Below are 24180 nucleotides of genomic sequence, written 5' to 3'. Positions count from 1 at the left end.
CACAGTAGGCGGCTCGCGCCGCAGGGGCGCCCCTTCGGACCGGCGGAGATCCGAAAGGACACCACGACCGCGAAGCGGGTCACGGCATGGGAGGAACGGCCCCCGCGACGCCGTGGAAATCGATCGACGTGAACTCGCTGAGCTTCTTCAGACGGTGGTACGCCTCGACCATCCGGACGGTGCCGGACTTGCTGCGCATCACGATCGACTGCGTCGTCGCGCCGCCGCCGTAGTAGCGGACACCCTTGACGAGTTCGCCGTCGGTGACGCCGGTCGCGCAGAAGAAGATGTTCTCGCCCTTGACCAGGTCCGTGGTGGTCAGCACGCGGCCCGGTTCGTGGCCCGCGTCGATCGCCTTCTGCCGCTCCGCGTCGTCCTTCGGCGCCAGCCGGCCCTGCAGCGCGCCACCCATGCAGCGCATCGCGGCCGCGGCGATGATGCCCTCCGGGGTGCCGCCGATGCCGAGCAGCATGTCGACACCCGAACCCGGGCGCGCCGCGGCGATCGCGCCGGCGACGTCACCGTCGGAGATCAGGCGGATGCGCGCGCCGGTCGCGCGCACATCGCTGATGAGCTGCGCGTGCCGGGGACGGTCGAGGATCGTGACGGTGATGTCGGAGATCTCCGAGTGCTTCGCCTTCGCGACCCGGCTGATGTTCTCGGCGACGGGCGCGGTGATGTCGATGACGTCCGCGGCCTCCGGGCCGACGGCGATCTTGTCCATGTAGAACACGGCGGACGGGTCGAACATGGCGCCGCGCTCGGCGACGGCGAGCACCGCGATGGAGCCGGGCGCACCCTTCGCCATCAGGGTGGTGCCGTCGATCGGGTCGACCGCCACGTCGCACAGCGGACCGTCGCCGTTGCCGACCTCCTCGCCGTTGTAGAGCATGGGCGCCTCGTCCTTCTCGCCCTCACCGATCACGACGACGCCGCGCATCGACACCGAGCTGACCATGTGACGCATGGCGTCGACGGCGGCGCCGTCGCCGCCTTCCTTGTCACCGCGGCCGACCCAGCGGCCCGCAGCCATCGCCGCGGCCTCGGTGACACGCACCAGCTCGAGGGCGAGATTGCGGTCCGGGGCCTGGCGGCGGGTCGGGGTGCTGGCCGTCATGGGCTACTGCCTCCTGATGCAGTCGGTCGGCGCGGACGCCGACGCGGGACGGCCGCCGAGGGGACAGCCGCCGGGTTCCGATGGTTTCGAGTGGTAATTCTCTCATCACCGCCCCGTCGGCGGGGCTCGGACCCGGCCACGTGCGGGTATCGGTGCGGACGGCTGTCAGACTGGAAGCGTGGCCTCCCAGAAACCCCGCATTCTCCACGACACGCGCGACATGGCGTGGTCGCTGATCCCGCTTCTGCTGATCATGGTCGCCGTGGCCGCGATCGCCAGCCAATGCTCCTTCAGCCCCGGCGGCCCCACGGCGGGACCCGTGCCCAGCTTCGACGTCGACGCCGGCCTGAAGTACGACGCCCGCGAGCTGGACTTCCCGATCCGGCAGCCGAAGGTGCCCGAGGACTGGCAGGCCAACTCCGGCAGCCGCAGCATCATCACCGGCGAGCAGGGTGGCGATTCGAGCACCGTCGGATTCATCACCCCTGACGGCCGGTACGTGCGGTTCACCCAGTCGAATGCGGGGGAGGACGAGCTGGTGCGGTTCGTCGCCGGGGAGCCGCGCACCGCGACCGGGGCGCAGAGCCTCGCCGGCCGCGACTGGGTGGTCTACGGCGGCGAGGGCGTCGAACCGCTGTGGGTGTCCGACTTCGGCGACGTCCGGATCCTCATCGGCGGCTCCGGCGACGAGGCCGAGTTCCGCGAGCTGGCGACCGCCGCGGGTGCGGCCGAACCGCTGCAGCCCTAGCAGCCGCTCCGCTCACTCCTCGTCGTCGGCGTGCGACAGCGCGGTCTCCACACGCTGCCGGGCACCGGCGAGATGCTCCTCGCAGCGCCGCGCGAGCGCCTCGCCCCGTTCCCACAGCGCCAGCGAATCGTCCAGGTCCAAGCCACCCTGTTCGAGCATCTTGACCACGTTGACCAGTTCGTCGCGCGCACGCTCGTAGCCGAACTCCGCCACGTCGTCGTTCGGGCCGCTCGCGGCCGTGGTCTTCGGGCCGCTCGCGGCCGTGGTCTTCGTCTCGCTCATCCGTTCCCCGTCACTTCTCTCGTCCGATGACGGCGGCGCGCAGCGCCCCGTCGGTGACCCGCACCCGCAGCTGGGTGCCGGGCGGTGCGTCGCCGGCCGACCGCAGCACCTCCGGATCCCCGTCGGGGACCACCCGCTGGACCACCGCGTAGCCGCGGGCGAGGGTGGCGGCGGGACCGAGGGTCGCGAGCCGCGCGCCGAGGTGCTCGATCCGGGCGGCCTCGGCGTCGATCGCGCGGGTCACGTCGCGACGGGCGCACTGCCGCAGCCGCTCGATCTCCTCGCTTCGCCGGTCGACGGTGCGCAGGGGGTCTGCGAGCACCGGCCGGCTGCGCAACTGCTCGATCACCTGCTCCTCCCGGCGCACCCAGTTCCGCAACGCCGCCGCCGACCGCCCTCGTAGCTCGTCCACCAGGTCCTGTTCGGCCACCGCGTCCGGCACGATCCGTTTGGCGGCGTCGGTGGGGGTCGCCGCCCGCAGGTCGGCGACGTGGTCGGACAGCGGGCTGTCCGGTTCGTGCCCGATGGCGCTGACCACCGGCGTCGTGCACCGGACGATCGCGCGGCACAGCGCCTCGTCCGAGAACGGCAGCAGGTCCTCCACGCTGCCGCCGCCGCGCGCGAGCACGATGACGTCGACGGACGGGTCGGCGTCGAGTTCCTCGAGCGCATCCAGGATCTGCGGGACCGCGGTGGGCCCCTGGACGGCGGTGTTGCGGATCTCGAAACGGACGGCCGGCCATCGGCGCTGCGCGACGCTGAGCACGTCCCGCTCGGCGGCGCTCGCGCGCCCGGTGATCAGACCGATCCGCTGCGGCAGGAACGGCAGGGGCCGCTTGAGCCGAGGGTCGAACAGTCCCTCGGCCGCGAGCAGCGCACGCAGCCGCTCGATGCGGGCGAGGAGTTCGCCGATACCGACGGCGCGGATCTCGGTGACCCGCAGGGCGAGGGTGCCGCGGCCGGTCCAGAACGACAGCTTGCCGAACATCACCACCCGGCTGCCCTCGGTGAGCGGAACGGGGGAGTTCTGCACCAGTTGCGGCGAGCACGTCACCGACAGCGACATGTCCGCCGACGGATCCCGCAACGTGAGGAACGCGGTGCGGGTGCCGGGACGCACGTTGAGCTGGGTGATCTGGCCCTCCACCCAGACCGAACCGAGCCGGTCGATCCAGCCGGCGACCTTCTGCGAGACGGTCCGGACCGGCCACGGATGCTCCGCGGAGTTGGACGGGGTGACCGTGGGCGCGGAGGTCACTTGGTGCTTGCGTTCGCGATCCGGTTGGACAGCATGGTCTCGAACGGGTCGCGTGCGCGCGTGGCGCTCTCGTACTCGAGTAGCGCCCGCAGGTCCTCGACCGACAGGGTGCGCATCCGGGCCCGCAGCTGTGCCAGGGTCAGCGACGGGTAGTCGAGCAGTTCGACGATCTCGGGCACCTCGGATCCTGCCGCGCTCCCGGCGGCCGTCTTCTTCGCCGCCTTCTTCGCGGATTTGCCTCCGGCCGCGTCGGCGCCGCCGACGGCGGTCTTGCCGGCGCTGATCTTCGCGGCGGTGGACTCGGCGGGCGACCCGGTCTCGGGGGCGCCGGAGCCGGCGGTCTCCGTCTCGGCGACGGGGGACTTGCCCGCCTTCGGGCCGGCGGCCACCGGCACCGCGGCCTCCGCGGCCGGCGGCATCGAGTAGAGCGCGAACCGCCCCGGCGCCGCGGCGGTCGACATCTCGGCAGTGCCCGCCGGCACCTCGGCGTCGTCGTCGAAGGTGGCCCACGACGGCTCCTCGGCGGGGGCCGCGCCGAGCAGCTCGAACAGCTGGTCGCCCTTGATGGCGAGCGACGTCATCGTCTGCTGGATCCGCATCGTTGTCTGAAGGATCTGGCTGACCGTGGTCATCGGCAGCGCGACCGCGGTGGACGGCAGCTTGAGGGTCTCTTCGTACGCGGTGACGGCCAGCCCGGCCGCCACCCGCGCCATGAACGGTGGACGGATCATGAGAAACAGACTGCCTCACGTGCCGCCCGATTGGTAGCCGACGAGGGCCGACCCCGCGAACGGCCCGTACCCTGGAGGCATGTCTGCGCCTGTTCCCCTCGAAGTCGGAATCACTCGGTCGGCCGGTTCACCTGCTGCCGGTAAGCGCGTCCTGCTCGCCGAGCCGCGCGGGTACTGCGCCGGCGTCGACCGGGCCGTCGAAACGGTGGAGAAGGCACTCGAGAAGCACGGTGCCCCGATCTATGTCCGCAAGGAGATCGTCCACAACCGTCACGTGGTCGAGACCCTCGCCGAGCGTGGCGTGGTCTTCGTCGACGAGACCGACCAGGTGCCGGCGGGCGCGGTGCTGGTGTTCTCGGCGCACGGTGTCTCGCCCGCGGTGCACGCCTCCGCCGCCGAACGCAACCTGCGCACCATCGATGCCACGTGCCCGCTGGTGACGAAGGTGCACCAGGAGGCCAAGCGCTTCGCCCGCGACGACTACGACATCCTGCTCATCGGTCACGAGGGTCACGAGGAGGTGGAAGGCACCGCCGGCGAGGCTCCCGACCACGTCCAGCTCGTCGACGGGCCCGACGCGGTCGACCACGTCACCGTGCGCGACGAGGCCAAGGTGATCTGGCTGTCGCAGACCACCCTCAGCGTCGACGAGACCATGGAGACGGTCCAGCGGCTGCGCACGAAGTTCCCCCTGCTGCAGGACCCCCCGAGCGACGACATCTGCTACGCCACCCAGAATCGGCAGGTGGCGGTCAAGGCGATGGCGCCCGAATGCGACCTCGTCATCGTCGTGGGCTCGCGCAACTCGTCGAACTCGGTGCGGCTCGTGGAGGTGGCGCTGGGTGCCGGTGCCCGGGCCGCGCATCTCGTCGACTACGCCCGCGAGGTCGACCCGGCCTGGCTCGAGGGCGTGCAGACCGTCGGGATCACCTCGGGCGCATCGGTGCCGGAGGTTCTGGTGCGCGGCGTGATCGACCTGCTCGCCGAGCACGGCTTCGCCGACGTGCAGTCGGTGACCACGGCCAACGAGACCCTGGTGTTCGCGCTGCCCCGGGAACTGCGCTCCGCGCGGCGCGCCTGATCGGGCAGGCTCAGTCCTCGTACCGGTCCCGGTAGCGCACCCGGGGCCGCCGGTATTCCGGGGTCTCCGGAACCGGGGACTGCCTGCGGGGCGGCGGGGGAACATCGCCCCGCTCGTAGGGCCGGTCGGTGCGGGTCCGGTGGTCGCCGCGCCGGTCGTATTCCCGGCGGGCCTCGGCGGTCCGCCGCGGTGCCGGTTCGCTGCGCCGCGGCCGGTCGGCGACGTCACGTGCCGCGGCCGGTTCGGTTGCGCCGCGACGGACCGCGTCCGGAGCCGGGGCCGGGGCGGTGGTGCGGCGCCGCACCACCGGGTTGTCGCGCGTGTCCGCCACCTGCCGCACGCTGGCCTTGGTGGAGGCGGGCGGCCGCGCGGCCGGGCGCCCGCGACGGCCCCGCGCCGGCTTCGCAGGCACGGCGGTGTCGCGGTCCTGCTGCGCGGCCCGCGACGGGGCCTTGGCCGCACGCGCTGCCGCGCGTGCGCTCCTCCTGCCCGCTCGGGCCGGAGCCGGCACCGGGGGCCGGCTCAGGAAGATCCGCAGGCCGCCGACGACCAGGACCGCCACCGTGGCGGTGAGCATCACGGGGAAGCGGTTCACCAGCGGATACGCGACGTTGAGCGCCAGATCCTTCAGGCCGCCGCCGCCGGATTCGACGAGGAACTCCTGCGCGATCGGGACGGCGACGAGGAGCAGCAGCGGCGGCTGCGCCATCGCCGTGAACAGCGCCCGGTGCTGCACGGCCGCCACCGCCGCGATGCATCCGAGCACGTAGAACGCGGAGAACGCCGAGCCGAGCTCGTTACCGCGTGCCGCATCGATGAGGAAGCCGAGCAGGGTCGAGCCCGCCGCGACGAGGATCGCGCCCCACCACGGGACGCCAGGCACAGTGGGCGCCACCGACCGCATGTCGAGCGGCACCGCCGAGCGAGCACGTTGCGTTGCAGACACATGTCGACACTAGACCCATCGGGTCAACTTGCTTCGTCGACAGGACCGCCGGACTCGGAGATGTCGGTCGGAGTCGTGCGGCGCGGCCACGCGTCGACCGGTCGCACCTCCGGATGCTCGCCGTCGAAGATCTCCAGTTCGCTCAGCTTCCGCGCCGTCACCGCCACCCGGGACTCCATCGACGCGACGGTCAGATTGAACGAGTCGACGGCCTTGCCCAGCTGGGATCCGAGCCGATCGAGGTGCCCCCCGACGACGCCGATCCGCTGGTACAGCTCCCGGCCGAGCTGGTGGATCGTCGCGGCCTCCTTCGACAGGGCCTCCTGCCGCCACGTGTGCGCGATGGTGCGCAGCAGCGCGACGAGGGTGGTGGGGGTGGCCAGGATCACGTTCCGGGCGAATGCGTACTCGAGCAGCTCCGAATCCGCGGCCAGCGCCGCATCGAGGAACGGGTCGCCGGGGACGAACAGCACCACGAACTCGGGCGTCGGATCGAACGACTCCCAGTAGGCCTTCGCCGAGAGCTGATCGATATGCGTGCGCACCTGGCGGGCGTGCCGCACCAGGTGCTGGTCCCGCCGGGCGACGTCCTCCTCCTGGGCGGCGTCGAGATAGGCGGCGAACGGCACCTTCGCATCCACGACGATCTGCTTGCCGCCGGCGAGATACACCAGCAGATCCGGGCGCACCCCGTCCTTGGCGACCTGGGTGTCGAAGTCGCAGTGCCGCACCATCCCGGCGAGCTCGACCACGCGTTCGAGCTGGATCTCGCCCCATCGTCCGCGCACCTGCGGGGCGCGCAGGGCCGTCACCAGCTGCTGCGTCTGCGTCGAGAGCAGCTGCGAGGCGCGGTGCATGCCCTCGACCTGCTCGGTCAGGCCGGCGTAGGCGTGCACCCGGTTCCGCTCGACGTGCTCCACCTGCCGCGCGAGGGCTCCCACCGCCTCCTGCAACGGCCCGACGAGACGTGAGACCTGCTCGCCGATCGCACCGGAATGCCGGCGGGCGGAATCCTCGCTCACGGCACCGAGCGCCTGCCGCAGTTGCGCTTCGTTCTCGCGCAGGGCCGCGAGCTGGGCCTCCGCCCGCGCGGCGCGGTCGCCGCTGCGCGCGGCGTGCAGCAACCAGCCGAGAACCGCGCCGAGTGCGAGGGCGGCGAGCAACGCGAGTGCCGTGAGTGCCGTCATGGTGCGCATGATGCCCGAGACGACCGACAGGCTCACCCGGACCGGGCGATGTCGTGTCGGTGCGCTGCTCTACGGTCTGACGGCATGCGGATCCTGCACACCTCGGACTGGCACATCGGCCGCACCTTCCACGGCGTGGACCTGTTGTCCGACCAGGCGCAGGCCCTCGCTGCCCTCGCCGACCTCGTCGCCGAGCGGCGCGTCGACGTGGTGGTGGTGGCCGGCGACGTCTACGACCGGTCCATCCCGAGCGCGGATGCCGTCGCGGTGTGCAACGCGGGACTCGAGGCGATCCGCCGGGCCGGCGCCGTCATCGTCGCGACGTCCGGCAACCACGACTCACCCGTCCGTCTCGGCGCCGCCGCGGCATTCGCCGCCGAGGGCGGGCTGCACCTGATCACCCGGGTCTCCCAGGTCGACCGGCCCGTCCTGCTCGACGACGCCCACGGCACCGTCGCCTTCTACGGCATCCCCTATCTGGAGCCGGAGATCACCCGCGCCGAACTGGGGGTGCCCGAGGCCCGCTCGCACGCGGAGATCCTCGGGGCGGCGATGGACCGGGTCCGCGCCGACGCGCGCGCCCGCGGCGTTCGCGCCGTGGTGCTCGCCCACGCCTTCGTCGTCGGCGCCGAGGCCGCCGGCTCCGAACGGTCGATCTCGGTCGGCGGCGTCGAAACCGTCCCGGCGTCGGCGTTCGACGGCGTCGACTACGTCGCGCTCGGTCACCTCCACTCCCCACAGACCGTCGCCGAGCACATCCGCTACTCGGGCTCGCCGCTGCCGTACTCGTTCGGCGAACGCACCCACCGCAAGGCCGTGTGGCTCGTCGATCTGGACGCCACCGGGCGGGCGGCCGTCGAGCGCGTCGACCTGCCGGTCGTGCGGGGCCTGAGCCGTCTCACCGGCGTCCTCGACGACCTGCTCACCGACGTCGCGCACACCGGGGCGGAAGACCACTACGTCTCGGCCGTCCTCACCGACGCCGTGCGCCCCCTCGACGCGATGCGTCGGCTGCAGTCCCGTTTCCCCCGTGCCGTCCACGTCGAGTGGGAACCGCCCGTCGCGGCATCGACCGTCACCTACCGGCAGAAGGTGCGCGGCCGAAGCGACCTCGACGTCACCCGCGGATTCCTGGCCGATGTGCGATCGGAGCCGTCCGAGCGGGAGCTGCGCTGGGTGCAGGAGGCGCTGCGCGACGTCGACCGTGCCGCGGGCGTCGGGACCGAGCAGACCGTCGCACCGGGGGAGGCGTCCGCGTGAGGCTGCACCAGCTGGAGATCACCGCGTTCGGGCCGTTCGCCGACACCGTGCGGGTGGACTTCGACGAGCTCGGCGCGGACGGGCTGTTCCTGCTGCACGGCCGCACCGGCGCCGGCAAGACCTCCATTCTCGACGCGGTGGCGTTCGCCCTGTACGGCACGGTGCCCGGGGCCCGCGCCGACGGACGCCGGCTGCTGTCGGACCACGCTCCCGCCGGCACCGCACCGCAGGTGAGTCTCGAGGCGACCATCGCGGGCCGGCGGCTGCGGATCGTGCGCAGCCCCGACTACGAGCGCCCGAAGCTGCGCGGGACCGGGACCGTCAAGCAGAATGCCAAGGCGAGCCTGACCTGGCTCGACGGCTCGGGCGAGCACCTCTCGCGGCTGCCCGACATCGGGGAGGCCGTCCGGCGCCTGCTCGGGATGAGTGCCGAGCAGTTCTTCCAGGTGGTGCTGCTGCCGCAGGGCGAGTTCGCGAAGTTCCTGCGCGCCGACAGCGAGGACCGCGGCAAGCTGCTCGAGCGGCTGTTCGACACCACCCGATTCGGCTCCGTCGAGCGCTGGTTCAAGGACCGCCGCAGCACCGCCGCCAAACGCCTCGAAGAACAGCAACGCGCCGTCGACCTGCTGCTCGCCAAGGTCAGCGCCGCGGCCGGCCTCGAGGCCGGCGCCGACGCCGAACCGGTCGTGTGGGCGCACCGGCTGCGCGACGACGCCGCCGAGAGCCGCGATCTTGCGCTCGCGGCGCTCGACGTCGCGCGCGCCGACGACACCCGCGACCGGGCGGTCCTCGCCGAGGCGACCGAGCTGCGACGGTGCCAGGAACGACGCGCCCGCGCGGTCGCCGAACTCGCCGACCTCGATGCCGCGGCCGGCGAGCTGCAGACCCTGTCCACGGAACTCGAGACGGCCCGGCGGGCGGCGCCGGTCGTCGACGTTGCCCGCGACGCGCACCGCGCCGCGGAGGCCGCCGCCGCCGCACACGCCGCCGCGGTGGCCGCGGCCGCCCCGCTCGCCGCCGACGGGGAGGGACAGGCCCTCGTCGCGGAGCTCGACGGTTCCCCCGCCGAAACCGACCGCGCTCTGATCCGCCCCCACGAACAGCGGTGGTCTGCAGAGGTGGTCCGCCTCGACGCCCTGCTCGAACAGGAGCAGCGCCTGACCCGGCTCGAGGCCGACCGCGTCGCCCTGCAGCAGCAGCGGCGCGACCTGGCCGTGCGCGCCGAGCGGATCGCCGCGGAACTGGAGGGACTTCCGGGCCGCCGCGACGCCGCGGAGGAGGCCGCGCGCCGGTCCGAGCGGGCCGCGGCCACCCTGCCCCGGCTCGAGGCCGAACTGGCGCGGGCCACCGACGCCCTCGCGGCCGCCACCGAACTCCAGGACCGGGCCCCCCGGCTGCGACGCCTCAAGGCCGAGGTCGTCGCCCTGCGCGACGCACACCACGACGCCCGCACCGCCCTGCTCGACGTGCGCGAGCGCCGCATCGCCGGGATGGCCGCCGAGCTGGCCACCGATCTGGTCGACGGGCGTCCGTGCGTGGTATGCGGAGCCACGGCGCACCCGAACCCGGCCCGGCCGGCCTCGGACACCGCGACCAAGGCGGACGAAGACGCCGCCCGGGAGGCCGAGCAGCGAGCCGCCGCGGAACTGACGCGGGCGCAGGCGGCGGTCGCGGAGGCGGCCAACACCGTCGCGGTGCTGCGGCAGCGCTGCGGTGACGCCGGTCTCGACACGCTCACCGAGATGCGGGCCGCGGCCGCCGCCACGCACGCCGCGACGGCGGCCACCGCCGCCGAACGCGAGCGCCATCGCGGCGAGATCGCCCGGCTGCGCGGGCTCGACGCGGACCTGCGCGAGCAGGCGCACGCGGTGGACGTCGAAGCCGCCCAGGCCGCGCACCGCGAGGAGAGCGCCGCGGCAGAGGCCGACGAGATCCGCACCCGCATCACCACGGCGGCCGGTGTCGAGGACTCCCTCGCCGCCCGCCGACGTCGGATCGCGGCGCTCGCCGGCGCCGCGGCGAACCTGCTCGACGCCCGGGTGCGGGCCGCGAACGCCGCGACGGTCGCGCGCGAGCGGGCCCAGGAGGCGGCGGCAGCCGCCGAACGGGCCGGGTTCGCGAGCATCGAGCAGGCACTCTCGGCGGTGCGCCCCGATTCGCGCCTCCGCGAGATCGAGCAGGCCCTGCGCGCGGCGGCGGACCGGCGTGCGGCCGCGCAGGCCGTGCTCGACGACCCGGAGACCGCCCGGGTCGGCGACGACCCGGTGGACCTGACGGAACCGGAGGCGGCGGTCACCCGGAGCGCGGCCGCGCTGGCCGCGGCGGTGTCCGCGGCCTCCGAGGCCGAGCGGCGCCACGCCGACATCGAGAAGTTCGCGGCGCGCCTCGAAGAGGAGTACGCCAAGCTGGTGCCGCTGCGGGACGAGCAGGCCGAACTCGCAGCGCTCGCCGACGTCGTCGCGGGCACCGGGCAGAACACGCGCAAGATGTCGCTGCGTTCGTACGTCCTCGCGGCTCGCCTCGAGGAGGTGGCCGAGTCGGCGTCGGTGCGGCTGCGGCGCATGTCCGGTGGCCGCTACGAGTTCGTGCACACCGATGCCGCCGGCACGCACGGCAAGCGCGGCGGCCTCGGCCTCGACATCCACGACGAGTACACCGGTGCGGTGCGGTCGACGAAGACCCTCTCGGGCGGCGAGTCGTTCCAGGCGTCGCTGGCGCTGGCCCTCGGGCTCGCGGACGTCGTCGCCGCCGAATCCGGGGGACTGGTGCTCGACACGATGTTCATCGACGAGGGGTTCGGCACGCTCGACGCCGACGCGCTCGACGCGGTGATGGGGGTGCTCGACGAGCTACGCGCCGGCGGCCGCGTCGTCGGCGTGGTCAGCCACGTCGACGAGATGCGTCAGCGCATCCCCAGCCGCCTGCACGTCGTGCGCGGCCGCACCGGATCCACGGTGGAGATCGCGAGCTGAGCCCCGCCGATCAGGCCGGGCCCGGCTCGGCTGCCGCCGGTCCCGGCGGCAGCGCCGGGGTCTCCTCCCCGGCAGTTTCGGGCTCCTCCGGCGCGGCGCTGCGTTCGTCGATCTGCTCGCCGACGTAGCGCAGCACCACCGCGGCGACGGCCGCGACGGGGACGGCGAGGAACGCGCCGATGATCCCGAACAGCGACGTCCCGGCGGTGACGGCGAGCAGCACCACCACCGCGTGCAGGTGCATGCTGCGTGACTGCAGCACGGGCTGCAGCACGTTCCCCTCGAGCTGCTGCACCGCGATGATGATGACGAGAACGATGATCGCGGTGGTCAGACCGTTCGCGACCAGCGCCACGAGGACGGCGAGCGCTCCGGCGACGAAGGCACCCACGATCGGGATGAACCCGCCGATGAACGTGAGGATCGCCAGCACGGGCGCGAGGGGCACCCCGAGGATGACCAACCCCAGGCCGATGAAGAACGCGTCGATGAAGCTGACGAGCGCCTGGGTGCGGATGAAACCGCCGAGGGTGTTCCACATCCGGATCAGCACCTCCTCGAGGTGCCGCCCGGCGCGACCGCCGCCGACGGCGTGCACCCACGGGATGAACCGCGGGCCGTCCTTGATGAAGAAGAACACCAGGACGAGTACCAGACCGATCGTCACCAGCAGGGAACCGGCCGTGCTGACACCGGTGAACACGCCGCTGGCGATGGTCGCGCCGCTCTCCTGGACCTTGTCGATCACCACCTGCGTGGCGTTCTCGAGCTGCTCGTCCTTCAGATTGACCGGGGGGCCCTGCACCCAGTCCAGCACCTTGTTGATGCCGTCGGTGGTCTTGTTCGCAAGCTCCGGCGCCTGCGCCACCACCGACGGGACGATGCCGGCGATGATGCCGCCGAGAATCGCGAAGAACAGGAACAGGGTCAGGCCCGCCGCGGCCGCCGGCGGCACGCCGCGCTTCATCATGCCGCGGGTGGGCGGCCACAGCATCGTGGCGATGACGATCGCCAGCGCCACGGGCAGGACGATCACCCACATCTTCTCGATGATCCAGCCGATGACCAGTGCGCCCGCCGCGATCACCACCAACGCCGCCGACCACTTCGCCAGCGTCAACCCGCCGGAGGCGATCAGCGTGGTGCGGTCCGGTTTCGGTGCCGGTGGCTTCCGCTCGGTGCTCTGCACATCGCTCAACGGACGGTCCTTCCGATGCTCTCGACGACGTGGATCGGGCTCGTCTGCAATCTACGGGAACCGCGCCCCGCGGGGCGGTTCACCGGCGCGAACACCCGGATCGTGGCAGGCTCTGATCATGAGGAAGCTCACCGCCGTGCTGGCCGCGGGTGCCGCGGCCGTCGTGCTCGTGTCCTGCAGTTCCGGTGACGACGCGTCGAACGAATCCGATGCGGCGCGCACGACGCTCGGCGGGGCGGCCTCGAGCCTCGCCTCCGCCGCGTCGAGCGTGGCCGAGCGGGCGCGCGGCGCCTTCGACGAGGCGAAGCTCGCGACGTTCGTCGCCGCGTTCCGCACGGGCTATCCCAACCTCGCCGCCGACCGCGACGACGCCTCCATCGAGGCGATCGTCATCGAGACGTGCCCACTGATCGACTCCGGCGCGAGCGATCAGGAGGTGATCGCGAAGGTCGGGGAGCTGGCACAGAACGGGGACACCGCTCCCACCGAGGAGCAGGCCGGCCGGATCTCGCAGCTCGTCCGCGTCGCCTGCTGACGCCCGCGGCCCGGGCTAGCATCGGGCCCATGTCCGCGACGCGATGGCAGTCCGAGCGCAGTGCCGGGGATTCCCGGGCCTACATCGAGCGGTTCGCCGAGCTCGCCCATGCGGGGACGGATCTGCACGGGGAGGCCCGGTTCGTCGACGTGCTCGTTCCGCGCGGCGCGCGGATCCTCGACGCCGGCTGCGGCACCGGCCGTGTCGGGCTCGAGCTGGCCCGGCGTGGCCACAGCGTGACCGCCGTCGACCTCGACCCGGTGCTCGTGGAGGAGGCCCGGGCGCACCCGGAGCTGACCGTGCATCTCGCCGACCTGGCACAGCTGGATCTGCCGGGCGAGCGGTTCGACGCGGTGGTCTCGGCCGGCAACGTGATGGTGTTCCTCGCGCCCGGTTCGGAGCGGACCGTGCTCGAGCGGATCGCCGCGCATCTGCGTCCCGGTGGGGTGTTCGTCGCCGGCTTCACCACCGGCGCGGCATACCGCCCGTCGCAGTTCGCCGCCGACCTCGCGGCCGCCGGCCTGAGCCTCGAGCACCGCTTCGCCACCTGGGACCTGCGGCCGTGGCACGACGACGCCGAGTGGCTGGTGGCCGTCGCACGCCGTGGGGATGGAAGGGGCGCGACCGCGACCACGTAGAATATCGATTCCGTGAGCCTAACCCTCGGAATCGTCGGTCTTCCCAACGTCGGAAAGTCGACGCTGTTCAACGCGCTGACCAAGAACGAAGTGCTTGCCGCGAACTACCCGTTCGCCACCATCGAGCCGAACGTCGGCGTCGTCGAACTGCCGGATCCGCGGCTGGAGCGGCTCGCCGAGATCTTCGGGTCGCAGCGGATCCTGCCCGCGACCGTGTCGTTCGTCGACATCGCCGGCATCGTCAAGGGCGCCTCCGAGGGTGCCGGGCTCGGTAACAAGTTCCTCGCCAACATCCGGGAGGCCGAGGCCATCTGCCAGGTCGTGCGGGTGTTCGCCGACGACGACGTCGTCCACGTCGACGGCCGCGTCGATCCGCTCGCGGACATCGAGATCATCGAGACGGAGCTGATCCTCGCCGACCTGCAGACCCTGGAGAAGGCCCTGCCGCGCCTCGAGAAGGAGGCGAAGAAGAACAAGGAACTCAAGCCGCAGTTCGACGAGGCCGTCAAGGCCCAGGGCGTGCTCAACGAGGGGAAGACCCTGTTCGCGGCGAAGGACTCGCTCGACTTCGGCCTGCTGCGCGAGCTGAACCTCATGACGACCAAGCCGTTCCTGTACGTGTTCAACGCGGACGAGGCGGTGCTCACCGACGAGGCGAAGCAGCAGGAGCTCCGCGCGGCTGTCGCCCCGGCCGACTGTGTGTTCCTCGACGCGAAGGTCGAATCCGAGCTGATCGAACTCGAGCCCGACGAGGCCCAGGAGCTCCTCGAGTCCATCGGCCAGACCGAGCCGGGCCTGCACTCGCTCGCCCGCGTCGGCTTCCACACTCTCGGTCTGCAGACCTACCTCACCGCCGGGCCGAAAGAGGCTCGTGCATGGACCATCCCGCAGGGTGCGACCGCACCGCAGGCCGCCGGCGTCATCCACTCCGACTTCGAGCGGGGCTTCATCAAGGCCGAGGTCGTCTCCTTCGAGGACCTCGACTCGGCCGGGTCGATGGCCGAGGCGAAGGCCCGGGGCAAGGTCCGCATGGAGGGCAAGGACTACGTGATGGCGGACGGCGACGTCGTGGAGTTCCGCTTCAACGTCTAGATGTAAGAGGCCACGACGTTGGCGGCACCGGCTCGGCGTTTGCTCACGAGCCGGTGTCGGTGACGATGCGGTGGATGTGCCCGATGCCGTGGCCGGCGCGAGGGCGATGCGCCGCGCCGACCGCTTCTTCTCGCCTCGCAACTGCTCGATCCGGGCGGCGACCTCGGCCGTCGCGTCCACCGGGTTGCCGAGCGCGACGTCACCCGGCCGCGCACGCGCGGCGCTCAGCGCCCCGGCACGGGTGCCTCGCTCAGCGTCCGGCGGGTGACGAACCTTCGCGGCGTCCCCGACAGCGGATCGCTGAACTCCAGTTCCCGCGCGAGCAATTGGAGTGGGAGGGAATGATCGTCCGGGGCCTCGGGCAGCAGGTCGGGATACCAACGGTCGCCCAGGATCCCGGCGCCGAGCGCTGCCAGATGCACCCGCAACTGGTGCATCCGTCCGGTGTGTGGACGCAGAACCGTGTGCAGCACAGCACGTCCGGAGGCGCTCACGCCGGTCCCACTCACATCGACCACCGTCTCGGCGTTGGGCTCACGGAAGTTGTCGACGACCACCCGTAACTCCCCGCGCCGCGCCTCGATGTGGTTGCGGTAGACGATGGGCAGGGCGCGCCCGGCAAGCGCCGGTGCGTCCGGGTCCCACCCGGGTGGTCGCGCCGACACCGCCTCGTAAACCTTCACGACCCGCCGCTTTTCGAACAGCGACTGGTATGCGCCGCGCGTCGCGGGACGGGCCGAGAACATCACCAGGCCGGCGGTCGCTCGGTCGAGTCGATGGATCGGCGTCAGGTCCGGGTTGTCGAGGCGGGTCCGCAACCGGACGAGCGCGGACTCGCGCAGGTATCGTCCGCCCGGAGTGGTCGGGAGGAAGTGCGGCTTGTCGATCACGACGAGGTCGTCGTCGACATGCAGGATCTCCTCGTGGAACGGCATCGGTTCCTCCACCGGCAGATCGCGGTAGTACCAGACGAACCGATGCGCGCCCAGCGCGGTGCCGCGACCGATCGCACTGCCGTCGGAGCCCACGATCTCGCCGGCGTCGAACCGCCGGTACAGGTCGTCGGCGTCCAGGTGGTCGAACCTCGCGACGACGTACGCGGCGATCGTTGCCCACGGACCGGACGTCGGGACGCGCAGGCGCGTCGGTCCGACCCCGTTCTTGACGGGGAGCGGTGAGGGCATCGGCACGCCCGTCATCATCCCACCGCCTGCCGTCTCGTCCCGCCGCGGGTCGCGACGAGACGTGGGGTGAGGCGGCAGATTCCTCGGTGTGCCGCCGACGTCCGAAACCGGATGCTTCCGGGAGGGTGCCCGGGGATCCTGTGGTTCGTGGTTGATCCCTTCCGGCACCGGGATTCGCAGCCGGTCGCGCGGTGCGTCGAATCATCCACGTACGCAATGGGACCGGGGAAGATTCCCGCCCGCGCGGGACTGCCCGGCTCACAAGTGACCGCCGGGCCCCGCGGCGCGGAACCCGGCGATCTCCTGGGGCGTGTGATCAGTGGAGCCCGACGACCTCCTGGGCGATGGCGGCCAGGCGGGTCTGGGCGGCCGACACGACGCCGTGCCGGTTCTTGTGGGCCTCCTCGTACGCGACGATCGCGCGCACGTCGGCCGGTTCGGTCAGTTCCTTGACGGCGGCGACCGCCTGGGAGACGTTGAGGCTGTCGTAGTCGGGGATCGGGAGTTCGTCGGCAGTGAGGATTCCGGTCGCGCTGCGGGCCGTGTGGATCGCCCGGGCGGTCCCGTCCGCACCTTCGCGGTGGGTGATCCGTTCGGCGGTCTCGAGCGCCGCGTCCCGGCTGGCCGTCAGGGTCTTCGTGGCGACGTCGCCGGCGTGGGCGCCGCGCGCCAGCAGCGCGCCGAGGGCGGGCCGCGTCGAGCGGGCGGCGTCGATCGCGCGGTCGATACCGCGCGCGGACCACGTCACGGGCAGGTTGACGATGCGGACCGCGGCGCCCGCGGCGGCCTGCATCGGGGTGCGCCGCAGCGCGGCGGGTCCGCCGAGCGCGTCCTCGGCCAGGACGGTGGTCAGCCACTCCACGGTCGCGCTGTGGGCGGTGATCAGCCGGTCGGCCAGGCCGACGACCGCGGGGGCCTGGGCCGCCGTGGCGAGGGCCTTGAGGTAGCGGGCGCGGTCGAGTAGCTGGTGCTCGAGCGCGAGGTCGCCCAGCAGTGCCTCGTCGAACGGCTGGGCCTGTTCGGCCATGGCCTTCACCGCGGCGGCGGCGCGGCCGACGAACGGGCCGATGACGTCGGGCAGTCCACCCAGCTCACGGATGGTGCGCTCGATGGCTTCGGCGCGGGCCCGGCCGTTGGCGGCGTTCTCGGTCAGTTCGCGGCGGACCGCGTCGGTGCGGGCCTGGGGAATGCGGGTCTCGGCGACCTGGATCTCGGTGTTGGTCAGGTCGAGCAGTGCTCGCAGCTGTGTGAGCAATGTAGCGGTGTCGGTCTTGGTCATCGTGCGTTCGCTCCTTCGGTCGATGTCATCGATGGGGCTCACCGACGTGACACGATTCGGCTACCCGGCTCCTACCGACGGGTAACACGGTGTGAGGGAGGACACATCCAGCGGGATGTGATCGGGTCCTGCTGGTCCGGCCCCGACGCCGGCGATCAGTCCGCGCGCGACATCACCGCCACCAGGAACTCGGACTCGTCGGTGAACGGGCGCAGATCCCAGGTCGAGAGCTTCAGGTCCACCACGAGACCGTTGGCCGCGGCGTCGGCGAGGAACTGCGGGAACTCGTAGCCCCGGTTGGCCCCGAACCCCACGACCGCCCGACCGGTGGGCGCGAGATGACGGGCGAAGCCCGCCAGTACCGCACCCCGGGTGGACGGCGCCAGGAACGTCATCACGTTGCCCGCGCAGACGATGAGGTCGAAATCGGCCGCGACCCCGCGGGCCGGCAGATCCAGCTCGGCGAGATCACCGACGAGCCAGGTCGGGCCGGGATGATCCTCCTCCGCGGCGGCGATCAGCACCGGATCGACATCGACGCCGACCACCACGTGACCGGCATCGTGCAGATAGCCACCGAGCCGGCCCGGTCCGCACCCCGCGTCGAGGACCCGTCCGCCGCGGCCGAGCATCGCGTCGACCAGGCGTGCCTCCCCGACGATGTCCTTGCCCTCCGCCGCCATCGACCGGAAACGCTCCACGTACCACGTGGAATGCGCGGGATCGGCAGCGGTGATCTCCTCCCACTGGCTGGGGGTGTGATCGCTGGGAGTACGTGCACTCATCGTCGGTTCCTCCTCGATTCGGCCGCGCGGCACGCCGCGGTCACCTGTGCGGCCCACCTTAGGCACCGGGGAGTCGGCCCGCCGATGCCCGTCCGCCCGATGCCCGGTCACCGACCGGTCTCGGGCAGGTTGACATTTCCGCGCCCGGGGGCAAATCTCCGGTGGTACGAATCCGACGACGACGGCCGTGGTGGGAGTCGTGCACCCTGCTCGCCCGACCTCCGGTGCAAAGGAGCGCGACGTGAGTTCCCGCGATGTGAATTCCCCTGCCCAGCCCGACCGTCCGGTTCCGGACGAGGGGCCCGGCCCCGGGAACCGCCCCGGCGCGGCGCGGCCGATCCGCCGGTATCGCAGGGGCCGGCTCATCGCCTGGAGAACGCCCTGATGAGCGCGCTGGTCTGGGCCGGCGTCGTCCCGTACTCGTACCTGCTGACCACCCGGGGTCGTCGCACCGGCCGGAAGCGTGCCAACCCGGTCACGGTCGTCGAGCATGCGGGCCGGCGTTGGCTGGTAGCGCCCTACGGTGTGGTGCCCTGGGTGCTCAACGCGCGCGCTTCCGGCCGCATCGGCCTGACCCGCAGGTTCCGCACCCGTCACTACACGATCCGGGAGGTGTCGGCGCGGGAGGCCGGACCCGTCCTGCAGAAGTACGTGGCCATCGCATCCGCGACCCGGGACTACTTCCAGGCCGACAAGAATGCCTCCCCGGAGGAATTCGCGGCCGAGGCCGACCGCCACCCGGTGTTCGAACTCGCCCCGTACGGTGCGTCCGAGGGCTGAACCGAACCTCCTCCGGCACCGAACCTCTCCGGAACCGAACCTCACCGGAACCGGGGCGCCCCCGGAGAGGCGGCCGGATCCGAGGCAGACCCTCCCGGGTCTGTTATTCATTTGTGACCGTTTGTTGCCGTTCGGTGATGTCGACAGGGGTGGGAATGTCACCGTAGGGAGGCATGCTCGAGCACGTCAGGCTCAGGAGCATCAGCAGCAACGGTCGGGCGACGACCGGGCGGTGCGCACGAGGTTGGGACGTGACCATGGCGACCAGACCGGCATCCCCCACCGTGTCCTCCGAGCGAACCGTGTCCTCCGAGCGGGCCGCCCCGCTCGTCGAGAGCCCCGGGGTCGGGTGGATTCTGTTGACGCTCTTCGGCCTCGGTGGGGGACTGGTGGCGGCGTCGATCGCCGGGTCGTTCCTGATCGGGATCTCGGTGGTGCTGCTCGTCGGCGGGCTGGCCGCGGTGCTGGTCGCCGTCGTGTGATCTCCGGTCCCGGCTGGGGAAGGTCGGGACCGGGCCCGTCGCCCGCACCGGCCTTTGCGCAGCGGGTCGCGCATGCGACGCTGGGGTCATGGTGTTCGTCCTCTCCGACCCCACCCGGCACGCGGATCCCGAGGCCGCGGGCCTGCAGGTGACGCCGTCCTACGCGCCGGTGCGCCGGCTGGACTCGGGCGCGCTCGCGGCGGTGGAGGTCCAGTTGCGCGGCCCCGCGGACGGGCCGCTCGCCACCGCGGAGGCCCTGCGGGTCGCGGCGCGGACCATGAGCGAGAAGCGGCACCTCGACCGGCTCAAGTGGTCGGTCGCGCAGTCGAGGCCGGTCCGGAACGTACCCGCGCTGGTGGCGATGGACCTCGAGTCGGTCGAGAGCCTCGACGTTCCCGATTCGGAGGGATTGCGGCGCGACGTCGTGGTGATCACGGAGGAGTCCCTGACGGCCAACCCGTCGCGGACGCTGCGCGCGGTGGCCGATGCCCGCCGCAGCGGCAAGGTCGTCGCGGTCGACGAGGTCGGGTCGCGTCCGCAGTCCCTGGCCCTGTTGCCGCTCGTCGAACCGGACGTGATCATCCTCGCGGCGCGGCTGCTGGCCCATCGTGCGGACACGGACACCGCCCGTACCGCGCACGCCGTGGCCGCCCAGGTCGAGCGGACGGGCGCGCTCGTGATCGCGGACGGCGTCGACTCGGAACTGTGCCGGCGACGGGCCCTGGGGCTCGGGGCCACGTACGGCCTCGGCGCGCTGTACCCCGCCGTCGACACCCCGGAACAACTCGACGAGGAGGGGATCGACCCCTTCCCGCCCGCACCCGTCCGCAGCGTCCGCCCGGAGGAGGCGCGCACCCCGTTCGCGATCGCCTCGGTGGGGCGCCGGCCCGTGCGCAGCCTCAAGCGCCTCCTGGTCGCGATGAGCACGAATCTCGAGAAGCAGGCCGGCGCCGCGGGCCCGGAGACCATCGTGCTCGGCACCTTCCAGTACGCCCGGCACTTCGGTGAGCGCACCCGCGCGCGGTGGCAGTACATGGCGGACCGGATCGCGTACGCCGGGGTGTACGGCGTGGGCCTCGGGCACTACGCGGAGGCGGGCATCCACCACGCGCCGCTCGACCCGGACGACCAGCTCGTCGAGGAGTGGAACGTCGTCGTCCTCGGCCCGCACTTCGCGTGCGTGCTGTCGGCCGTGGACCTGCATCGCGGCACCGCCGACCTCGACCGCGAGTTCGACTACGTCGTCTCGTACGACCGCGACACCGTGGTGCGCTGCGCCCGCTCGATCATGGACCGGTTCACGACGACGTAGGGCCGTCCGGCGCGGATGCCACCGGGCCGATCAGGACCCCCGGGTTCAGGATGCCCGCCGGGTCGAGAGCCGACTTGGCCGCCCGCAGGACCGCCGCGAACGGCTCGGGGCGTTGACGGTCGTACCAGGGCCGGTGATCCCGGCCGATCGCGTGGTGATGGGTGATCGTGCCGCCCGCAGCGAGGATCGCCTCCGACACGGCGGCCTTGATGTCGTCCCACTGGGCCACCGTGCTGCCCCACCGGCCCGCGGCGTAGATGCCGAAGTAGGGTGCGGGGCCGTCCGGGTACACGTGGCTGAATCGGCACGCGATCACCCCCGTCGCGCCCGCCCGGCGCATCGCGTCGTTCGCGGCGTCGTGCACCGCCGCCCGAAGAGAATCGAATGTGTCCCACGTGCAGGCGGTTTCGAAGGTCTCGACGATCATCGACCGCGCGGCGAGGGCGTCGCGCAGGTACGGCATGCGCAGGAACGACGACCGCCACCTGCCCGCGGCGTCCGTGTCCCTCTCGTCGCCGGCCGAGCCGGTGCGCCGCGGCGCCTCCGGCAGGGTGCCGCCGTGCCCGCGGCACAGTTCGACGGCGCGGTCCATCCAGGCGTCCACGGGATGATCGGCCGACTCGAAGGCGAGCAGGAGGACACCGCCCGCCGACGGCGTGGCCGCGTGGACGAACGCCTCGACGGGGTCCAGCAACCGGCAGTTGGTGGGCCGGAGACCGGACTGGGCGACGGCGCGGGTCGCCGCCACCGCCGCTCCGTAGTCGGTGAAGTGCACCGACGCGTCCGCTCGCCACCGGGGGCGCGGATGCAGCCGCATCCAGGCCTCGGTGACGACACCGAGGACCCCCTCCGAACCGAGGAACAGGCGATCCGGCGACGGTCCCGCTCCCGAGCCGGGCAGGCGACGCGACTCGCACGTGCCCGCCGGGGTGACGACCCGCATCGACTCCACCAGGTCGTCGATGTGGGTGTATCCGGTCGCGAAGTGGCCTCCCGAACGCGTGGCCAGCCAGCCTCCCAGCGTGGAGAACTCGAACGACTGCGGGAAGTGGCGCAGCGTCAGACCGGACGGGCGCAGTTCGTCTTCGAGCGCGGGACCCAGGGTGCCCGCCCCGATGCGGGCCGCCCGGCTCGTGCGGTCGATCTCCCGAACTCCTTCGAGGGCACCGAGATCCAGGCTCACCGCACCGGAGAAGTCGCCGTCGAGCCGCGGCTCGACACCGCCGACGACGGACGTGCCGCCGCCGAACGGAATCACGGCGACGTGCACCCGGGCACACCAGTCCAGGACGTCCACGATCTCGCCCTCGACGGTCGGCCGCACGACGAGGTCGGGCGGATGGCGCAGGTCGCCGAGCAGGTTCCGGACCACATCCCGGAACGCGCGCCCGTGGGTGTGGGCGGCCCGGTCGGTCGGGTCGGAGGAGCACAGCGCCGCAAGGGAATCCGGTGGAACGATCCGCGGGGGCGGCAGTCCGAGCGACGGCACGTCGGGCGGCGGGTGGTCCGTGAGGTCGGCGCCGGGCAGCAGGGCCGAGGCACGGTCGACCAGGTCCCGCAGCTCGGCGCCGCGCACCGCGTCCTCGACCGTGCCCCAGCCCCACCAGGAACGCGTGCCGGATCCCGTCACCGGACCCGCCTCGCGGTCCGCAGGGTCACGTGGTCTCGTCCGGCGTCGACAGCACGAGGTCGGCGGTGGTGGTGAAGCCGATGGGACCGTGCGGGACCCGGCCGGCCCGTTCCAGCACCAGATGCGCGGCGCGGCCGGCCAGGCGCAGCGTCGCGATCTGATTGCCGAAGAACGGTCCCGTCGCCTTGGTCCACTCGATCGGCACCGGCGGCACCTCCGACACGCGCCCGAGCGCGAAGCGCACGGTCCGTTCCATCGCCCGGCTCCAGGAGATGCGGAACACCGCCCGGACCGCGGCGGGCACGTAGTTGTGCAGCGGCGAGCAGGTCAGCTGGTACACGCGGGTCGGCATCGGATCCGGGAACCGCGCCTGCGCGACGTAGGCGTGGTGCACGTCGCCCGAGAGCACGCAGATCGTCGCGGGGGGACGGCCGGACGGTTCGGTGCAACGGCCCCGGCCGATGTCGGCGAAGAGCCGGGCGAGCCGGTCGAACGAGTCGCGGAACGCCGCCCAGTGCTCGAGATCCGCGCCGCGACGGACGGTCTCCGCCCAGCGGGCGACCCGATTCCCGCGCACCCCGGCGGCGAGCCGCTCGTCCCAGGATTCGAGGTCGTGCAGCGCCCGCGGCAGCAGCCACGGCAGCGACGTCCCGACGAGCAGGTGGTCGTAGTCGCCCTGGGTCTGCCGCTCGATCCAGGAGAACTCCGGGTCCGAGACCATCTCCCGCCGGCCGCCGGACAGGACCCGCCCGCACCGCGAGTCGATCACGAGCAGTCGCACCCTCCCGAGGTCGCGCCGGTAGGACCACTGGGCGCCCTTCGCGCCGTCGGCCTCCTCGTCCGCGGCCGACGCGAACTCGCGCAGCAGCGGCTCGGCGTCCCCGTCTGCCTTCCGGACGCGCTGGTACAGCGCGTTCTCCGCCAGTTGGACGGGGTCGAGGTTGCCGAGGTGCTGGTACACCCAGTACGACGCCAGCCCGCCGACGATGCGTTCCTCCCACCACGAGGTGGCCTCGACCTCGTCGCGCCAGGACTGCGAGGTGTTCCAGTCGTCGTGCACGTCGTGGTCGTCGAAGATCATCGACGTGGGGACGGTGGACAGCAGCCACCGCACGTGCGGATCGGACCACGACTCGGCGTAGAGCCAGGTGTACTCCTCGTAGTTGCGGACCTGCGGGCCGGGAGGCTCGTCGAGGTCGTGGCGTTCGCGGACCCGCTCGAGGGTCTGTTCGGACAGTTCGTCGGCGTAGACCTGGTCGCCGAGGAGCAGCAGCGCGTCGGGCCACCGGTCCGGGGTCCGGGTCATCATGCGCTGCGCGTATGCGTCGAGGGCGTCGGCGCCGAGCTTGTCGTCGTTCTCGGTGGCGGACGTGGTGGCGAACCGGCACGAACCGAAGGCCAGTTCGAGCGGCCCGTCGTCGCTGAGGGTGCGGACGACGGACGCGGGGAAGTCGGGGTGCGGCCAGACCGGATCGCCGTCGAGGCGGACCTCGTACGGAGTGGTCGAGCCGGGCTCGAGGTCCTCGATCACCACCAGTGCGTAGTGGTGGCCGGCCACGGTCCAGGTGCGCTCCCGGTGGCCGAGAATCTCGACGGTGCACGGGTCCGACGTCTCCACCCACACGGTGGCGTCGCTGCGACCGACGTGCCGAAGGACCGGGCCCAGGATGAGCTCTGCCATGG

Annotated in this window: 22 protein-coding genes; 10 read left to right on the top strand and 12 right to left on the bottom strand. The window is 72.3% G+C overall.

From position 1 onward, the window contains the following. Positions 1-79 precede the first annotated feature (79 nt). A complete protein-coding gene (glpX, locus tag JYA75_RS24065) occupies positions 80-1117 on the bottom strand; it encodes a class II fructose-bisphosphatase (RefSeq protein ID WP_006932905.1) in 1038 nt (345 codons plus the stop codon). Positions 1118-1295: 178 nt separating this feature from the next. Here glpX and JYA75_RS24060 point away from each other — a divergent pair, with 178 nt between their 5' ends. After that, on the top strand, positions 1296-1865 hold the full coding sequence (locus tag JYA75_RS24060) for a DUF4245 domain-containing protein (protein ID WP_203329465.1): 570 nt from the start codon (positions 1296-1298) through the stop codon (positions 1863-1865). A gap of 12 nt (positions 1866-1877) precedes the next feature. On the opposite strand, the gene JYA75_RS24055 is transcribed toward JYA75_RS24060, so the two are convergent. From JYA75_RS24055 to JYA75_RS24045, 3 genes are read right to left on the bottom strand one after another with little or no spacing between them, the layout of a single operon-like run. Continuing rightward, positions 1878-2147 carry an exodeoxyribonuclease VII small subunit gene (locus JYA75_RS24055; protein ID WP_203329464.1) on the bottom strand — a complete coding sequence of 90 codons (270 nt, stop codon included), beginning with the start codon at positions 2145-2147 and terminating at the stop codon, positions 1878-1880. A gap of 10 nt (positions 2148-2157) precedes the next feature. Further along, the gene (gene xseA, locus JYA75_RS24050; protein WP_161996903.1) at positions 2158-3405 is read right to left on the bottom strand and encodes an exodeoxyribonuclease VII large subunit; all 1248 of its coding nucleotides are present in this window, start codon (positions 3403-3405) and stop codon (positions 2158-2160) included. Beyond that, entirely contained in the window at positions 3402-4136 is a 735-nt protein-coding gene (locus tag JYA75_RS24045; protein WP_203329463.1) for a lipid droplet-associated protein, read from the bottom strand. The genes xseA and JYA75_RS24045 overlap by 4 nt, the downstream gene beginning before the upstream one ends. Positions 4137-4215: 79 nt before the next feature. Between JYA75_RS24045 and JYA75_RS24040 the strand changes: the two genes are divergently transcribed. Beyond that, positions 4216-5217 (top strand): 4-hydroxy-3-methylbut-2-enyl diphosphate reductase, encoded by a 1002-nt coding sequence (locus JYA75_RS24040; protein WP_006932912.1) that lies wholly within the window; start codon positions 4216-4218, stop codon positions 5215-5217. A gap of 10 nt (positions 5218-5227) precedes the next feature. On the opposite strand, the gene JYA75_RS24035 is transcribed toward JYA75_RS24040, so the two are convergent. Both JYA75_RS24035 and JYA75_RS24030 read right to left on the bottom strand, forming a co-directional pair. Next, a complete protein-coding gene (locus JYA75_RS24035) occupies positions 5228-6133 on the bottom strand; it encodes a DUF6542 domain-containing protein (protein ID WP_203330218.1) in 906 nt (301 codons plus the stop codon). Positions 6134-6186: 53 nt separating this feature from the next. After that, complete coding sequence (locus JYA75_RS24030) at positions 6187-7350, bottom strand: DNA recombination protein RmuC (RefSeq protein ID WP_029542241.1); 1164 nt, start codon at positions 7348-7350, stop codon at positions 6187-6189. Between the two features lie 84 nt (positions 7351-7434). Between JYA75_RS24030 and JYA75_RS24025 the strand changes: the two genes are divergently transcribed. Both JYA75_RS24025 and JYA75_RS24020 read left to right on the top strand, forming a co-directional pair. Then, the gene (locus tag JYA75_RS24025; RefSeq protein ID WP_203329462.1) at positions 7435-8610 is read left to right on the top strand and encodes an exonuclease SbcCD subunit D; all 1176 of its coding nucleotides are present in this window, start codon (positions 7435-7437) and stop codon (positions 8608-8610) included. Beyond that, the gene (locus JYA75_RS24020) at positions 8607-11582 is read left to right on the top strand and encodes an SMC family ATPase (RefSeq protein ID WP_203329461.1); all 2976 of its coding nucleotides are present in this window, start codon (positions 8607-8609) and stop codon (positions 11580-11582) included. Before JYA75_RS24025 ends, JYA75_RS24020 begins: the two co-directional genes overlap by 4 nt. Positions 11583-11592: 10 nt before the next feature. On the opposite strand, the gene JYA75_RS24015 is transcribed toward JYA75_RS24020, so the two are convergent. Then, positions 11593-12771 (bottom strand): AI-2E family transporter, encoded by a 1179-nt coding sequence (locus tag JYA75_RS24015; RefSeq protein ID WP_043799175.1) that lies wholly within the window; start codon positions 12769-12771, stop codon positions 11593-11595. Positions 12772-12898: 127 nt separating this feature from the next. Here JYA75_RS24015 and JYA75_RS24010 point away from each other — a divergent pair, with 127 nt between their 5' ends. From JYA75_RS24010 to ychF, 3 genes are read left to right on the top strand one after another with little or no spacing between them, the layout of a single operon-like run. Then, positions 12899-13315, top strand: coding sequence for a hypothetical protein (locus JYA75_RS24010; protein ID WP_029542247.1), 417 nt, complete (start codon positions 12899-12901; stop codon positions 13313-13315). Between the two features lie 29 nt (positions 13316-13344). Further along, on the top strand, positions 13345-13953 hold the full coding sequence (locus JYA75_RS24005; protein WP_029542249.1) for a class I SAM-dependent methyltransferase: 609 nt from the start codon (positions 13345-13347) through the stop codon (positions 13951-13953). 12 nt (positions 13954-13965) lie between these two features. Then, positions 13966-15045 (top strand): redox-regulated ATPase YchF, encoded by a 1080-nt coding sequence (gene ychF, locus JYA75_RS24000; protein ID WP_006934885.1) that lies wholly within the window; start codon positions 13966-13968, stop codon positions 15043-15045. A 224-nt stretch (positions 15046-15269) separates the two neighbouring features. Here ychF and JYA75_RS23995 read toward each other — a convergent pair whose 3' ends face one another. From JYA75_RS23995 to JYA75_RS23985, 3 genes are all read right to left on the bottom strand, one after another. Further along, positions 15270-16247: a pseudouridine synthase gene (locus JYA75_RS23995; RefSeq protein ID WP_065922848.1), complete on the bottom strand. Its 978-nt coding sequence runs from the start codon at positions 16245-16247 to the stop codon at positions 15270-15272. 298 nt (positions 16248-16545) lie between these two features. After that, positions 16546-17508, bottom strand: a complete 963-nt coding sequence (locus JYA75_RS23990) for a ferritin-like domain-containing protein (RefSeq protein WP_203329460.1) — start codon at positions 17506-17508, stop codon at positions 16546-16548. Positions 17509-17663: 155 nt separating this feature from the next. After that, positions 17664-18293: a class I SAM-dependent methyltransferase gene (locus JYA75_RS23985; protein ID WP_203329459.1), complete on the bottom strand. Its 630-nt coding sequence runs from the start codon at positions 18291-18293 to the stop codon at positions 17664-17666. 384 nt (positions 18294-18677) lie between these two features. Between JYA75_RS23985 and JYA75_RS23980 the strand changes: the two genes are divergently transcribed. The 3 genes from JYA75_RS23980 (at position 18678) to JYA75_RS23970 (ending at position 20867) form a co-directional block, all read left to right on the top strand. Continuing rightward, a complete protein-coding gene (locus JYA75_RS23980) occupies positions 18678-19073 on the top strand; it encodes a nitroreductase family deazaflavin-dependent oxidoreductase (RefSeq protein ID WP_203329458.1) in 396 nt (131 codons plus the stop codon). A gap of 257 nt (positions 19074-19330) precedes the next feature. Continuing rightward, the gene (locus tag JYA75_RS23975) at positions 19331-19555 is read left to right on the top strand and encodes a hypothetical protein (protein WP_203329457.1); all 225 of its coding nucleotides are present in this window, start codon (positions 19331-19333) and stop codon (positions 19553-19555) included. 88 nt (positions 19556-19643) lie between these two features. Beyond that, positions 19644-20867: an EAL domain-containing protein gene (locus tag JYA75_RS23970; RefSeq protein WP_203329456.1), complete on the top strand. Its 1224-nt coding sequence runs from the start codon at positions 19644-19646 to the stop codon at positions 20865-20867. Here the strand turns inward: JYA75_RS23970 and JYA75_RS23965 are convergent. Next, complete coding sequence (locus JYA75_RS23965) at positions 20854-22497, bottom strand: FAD-binding oxidoreductase (RefSeq protein ID WP_203329455.1); 1644 nt, start codon at positions 22495-22497, stop codon at positions 20854-20856. The two genes, JYA75_RS23970 and JYA75_RS23965, sit on opposite strands and share 14 nt — an antisense overlap. A gap of 25 nt (positions 22498-22522) precedes the next feature. Then, a complete protein-coding gene (locus tag JYA75_RS23960) occupies positions 22523-24178 on the bottom strand; it encodes an alkaline phosphatase D family protein (protein WP_203329454.1) in 1656 nt (551 codons plus the stop codon). Positions 24179-24180: the final 2 nt, after the last annotated feature.

Origin of the sequence: Rhodococcus sp. PSBB066 (assembly GCF_017068255.1) — a bacterium.
Lineage (GTDB): Bacteria > Actinomycetota > Actinomycetes > Mycobacteriales > Mycobacteriaceae > Rhodococcus > Rhodococcus aetherivorans.
Note: the sequence above shows the minus strand (reverse complement) of the source record. Positions and strands in the feature narration are given on the sequence as shown.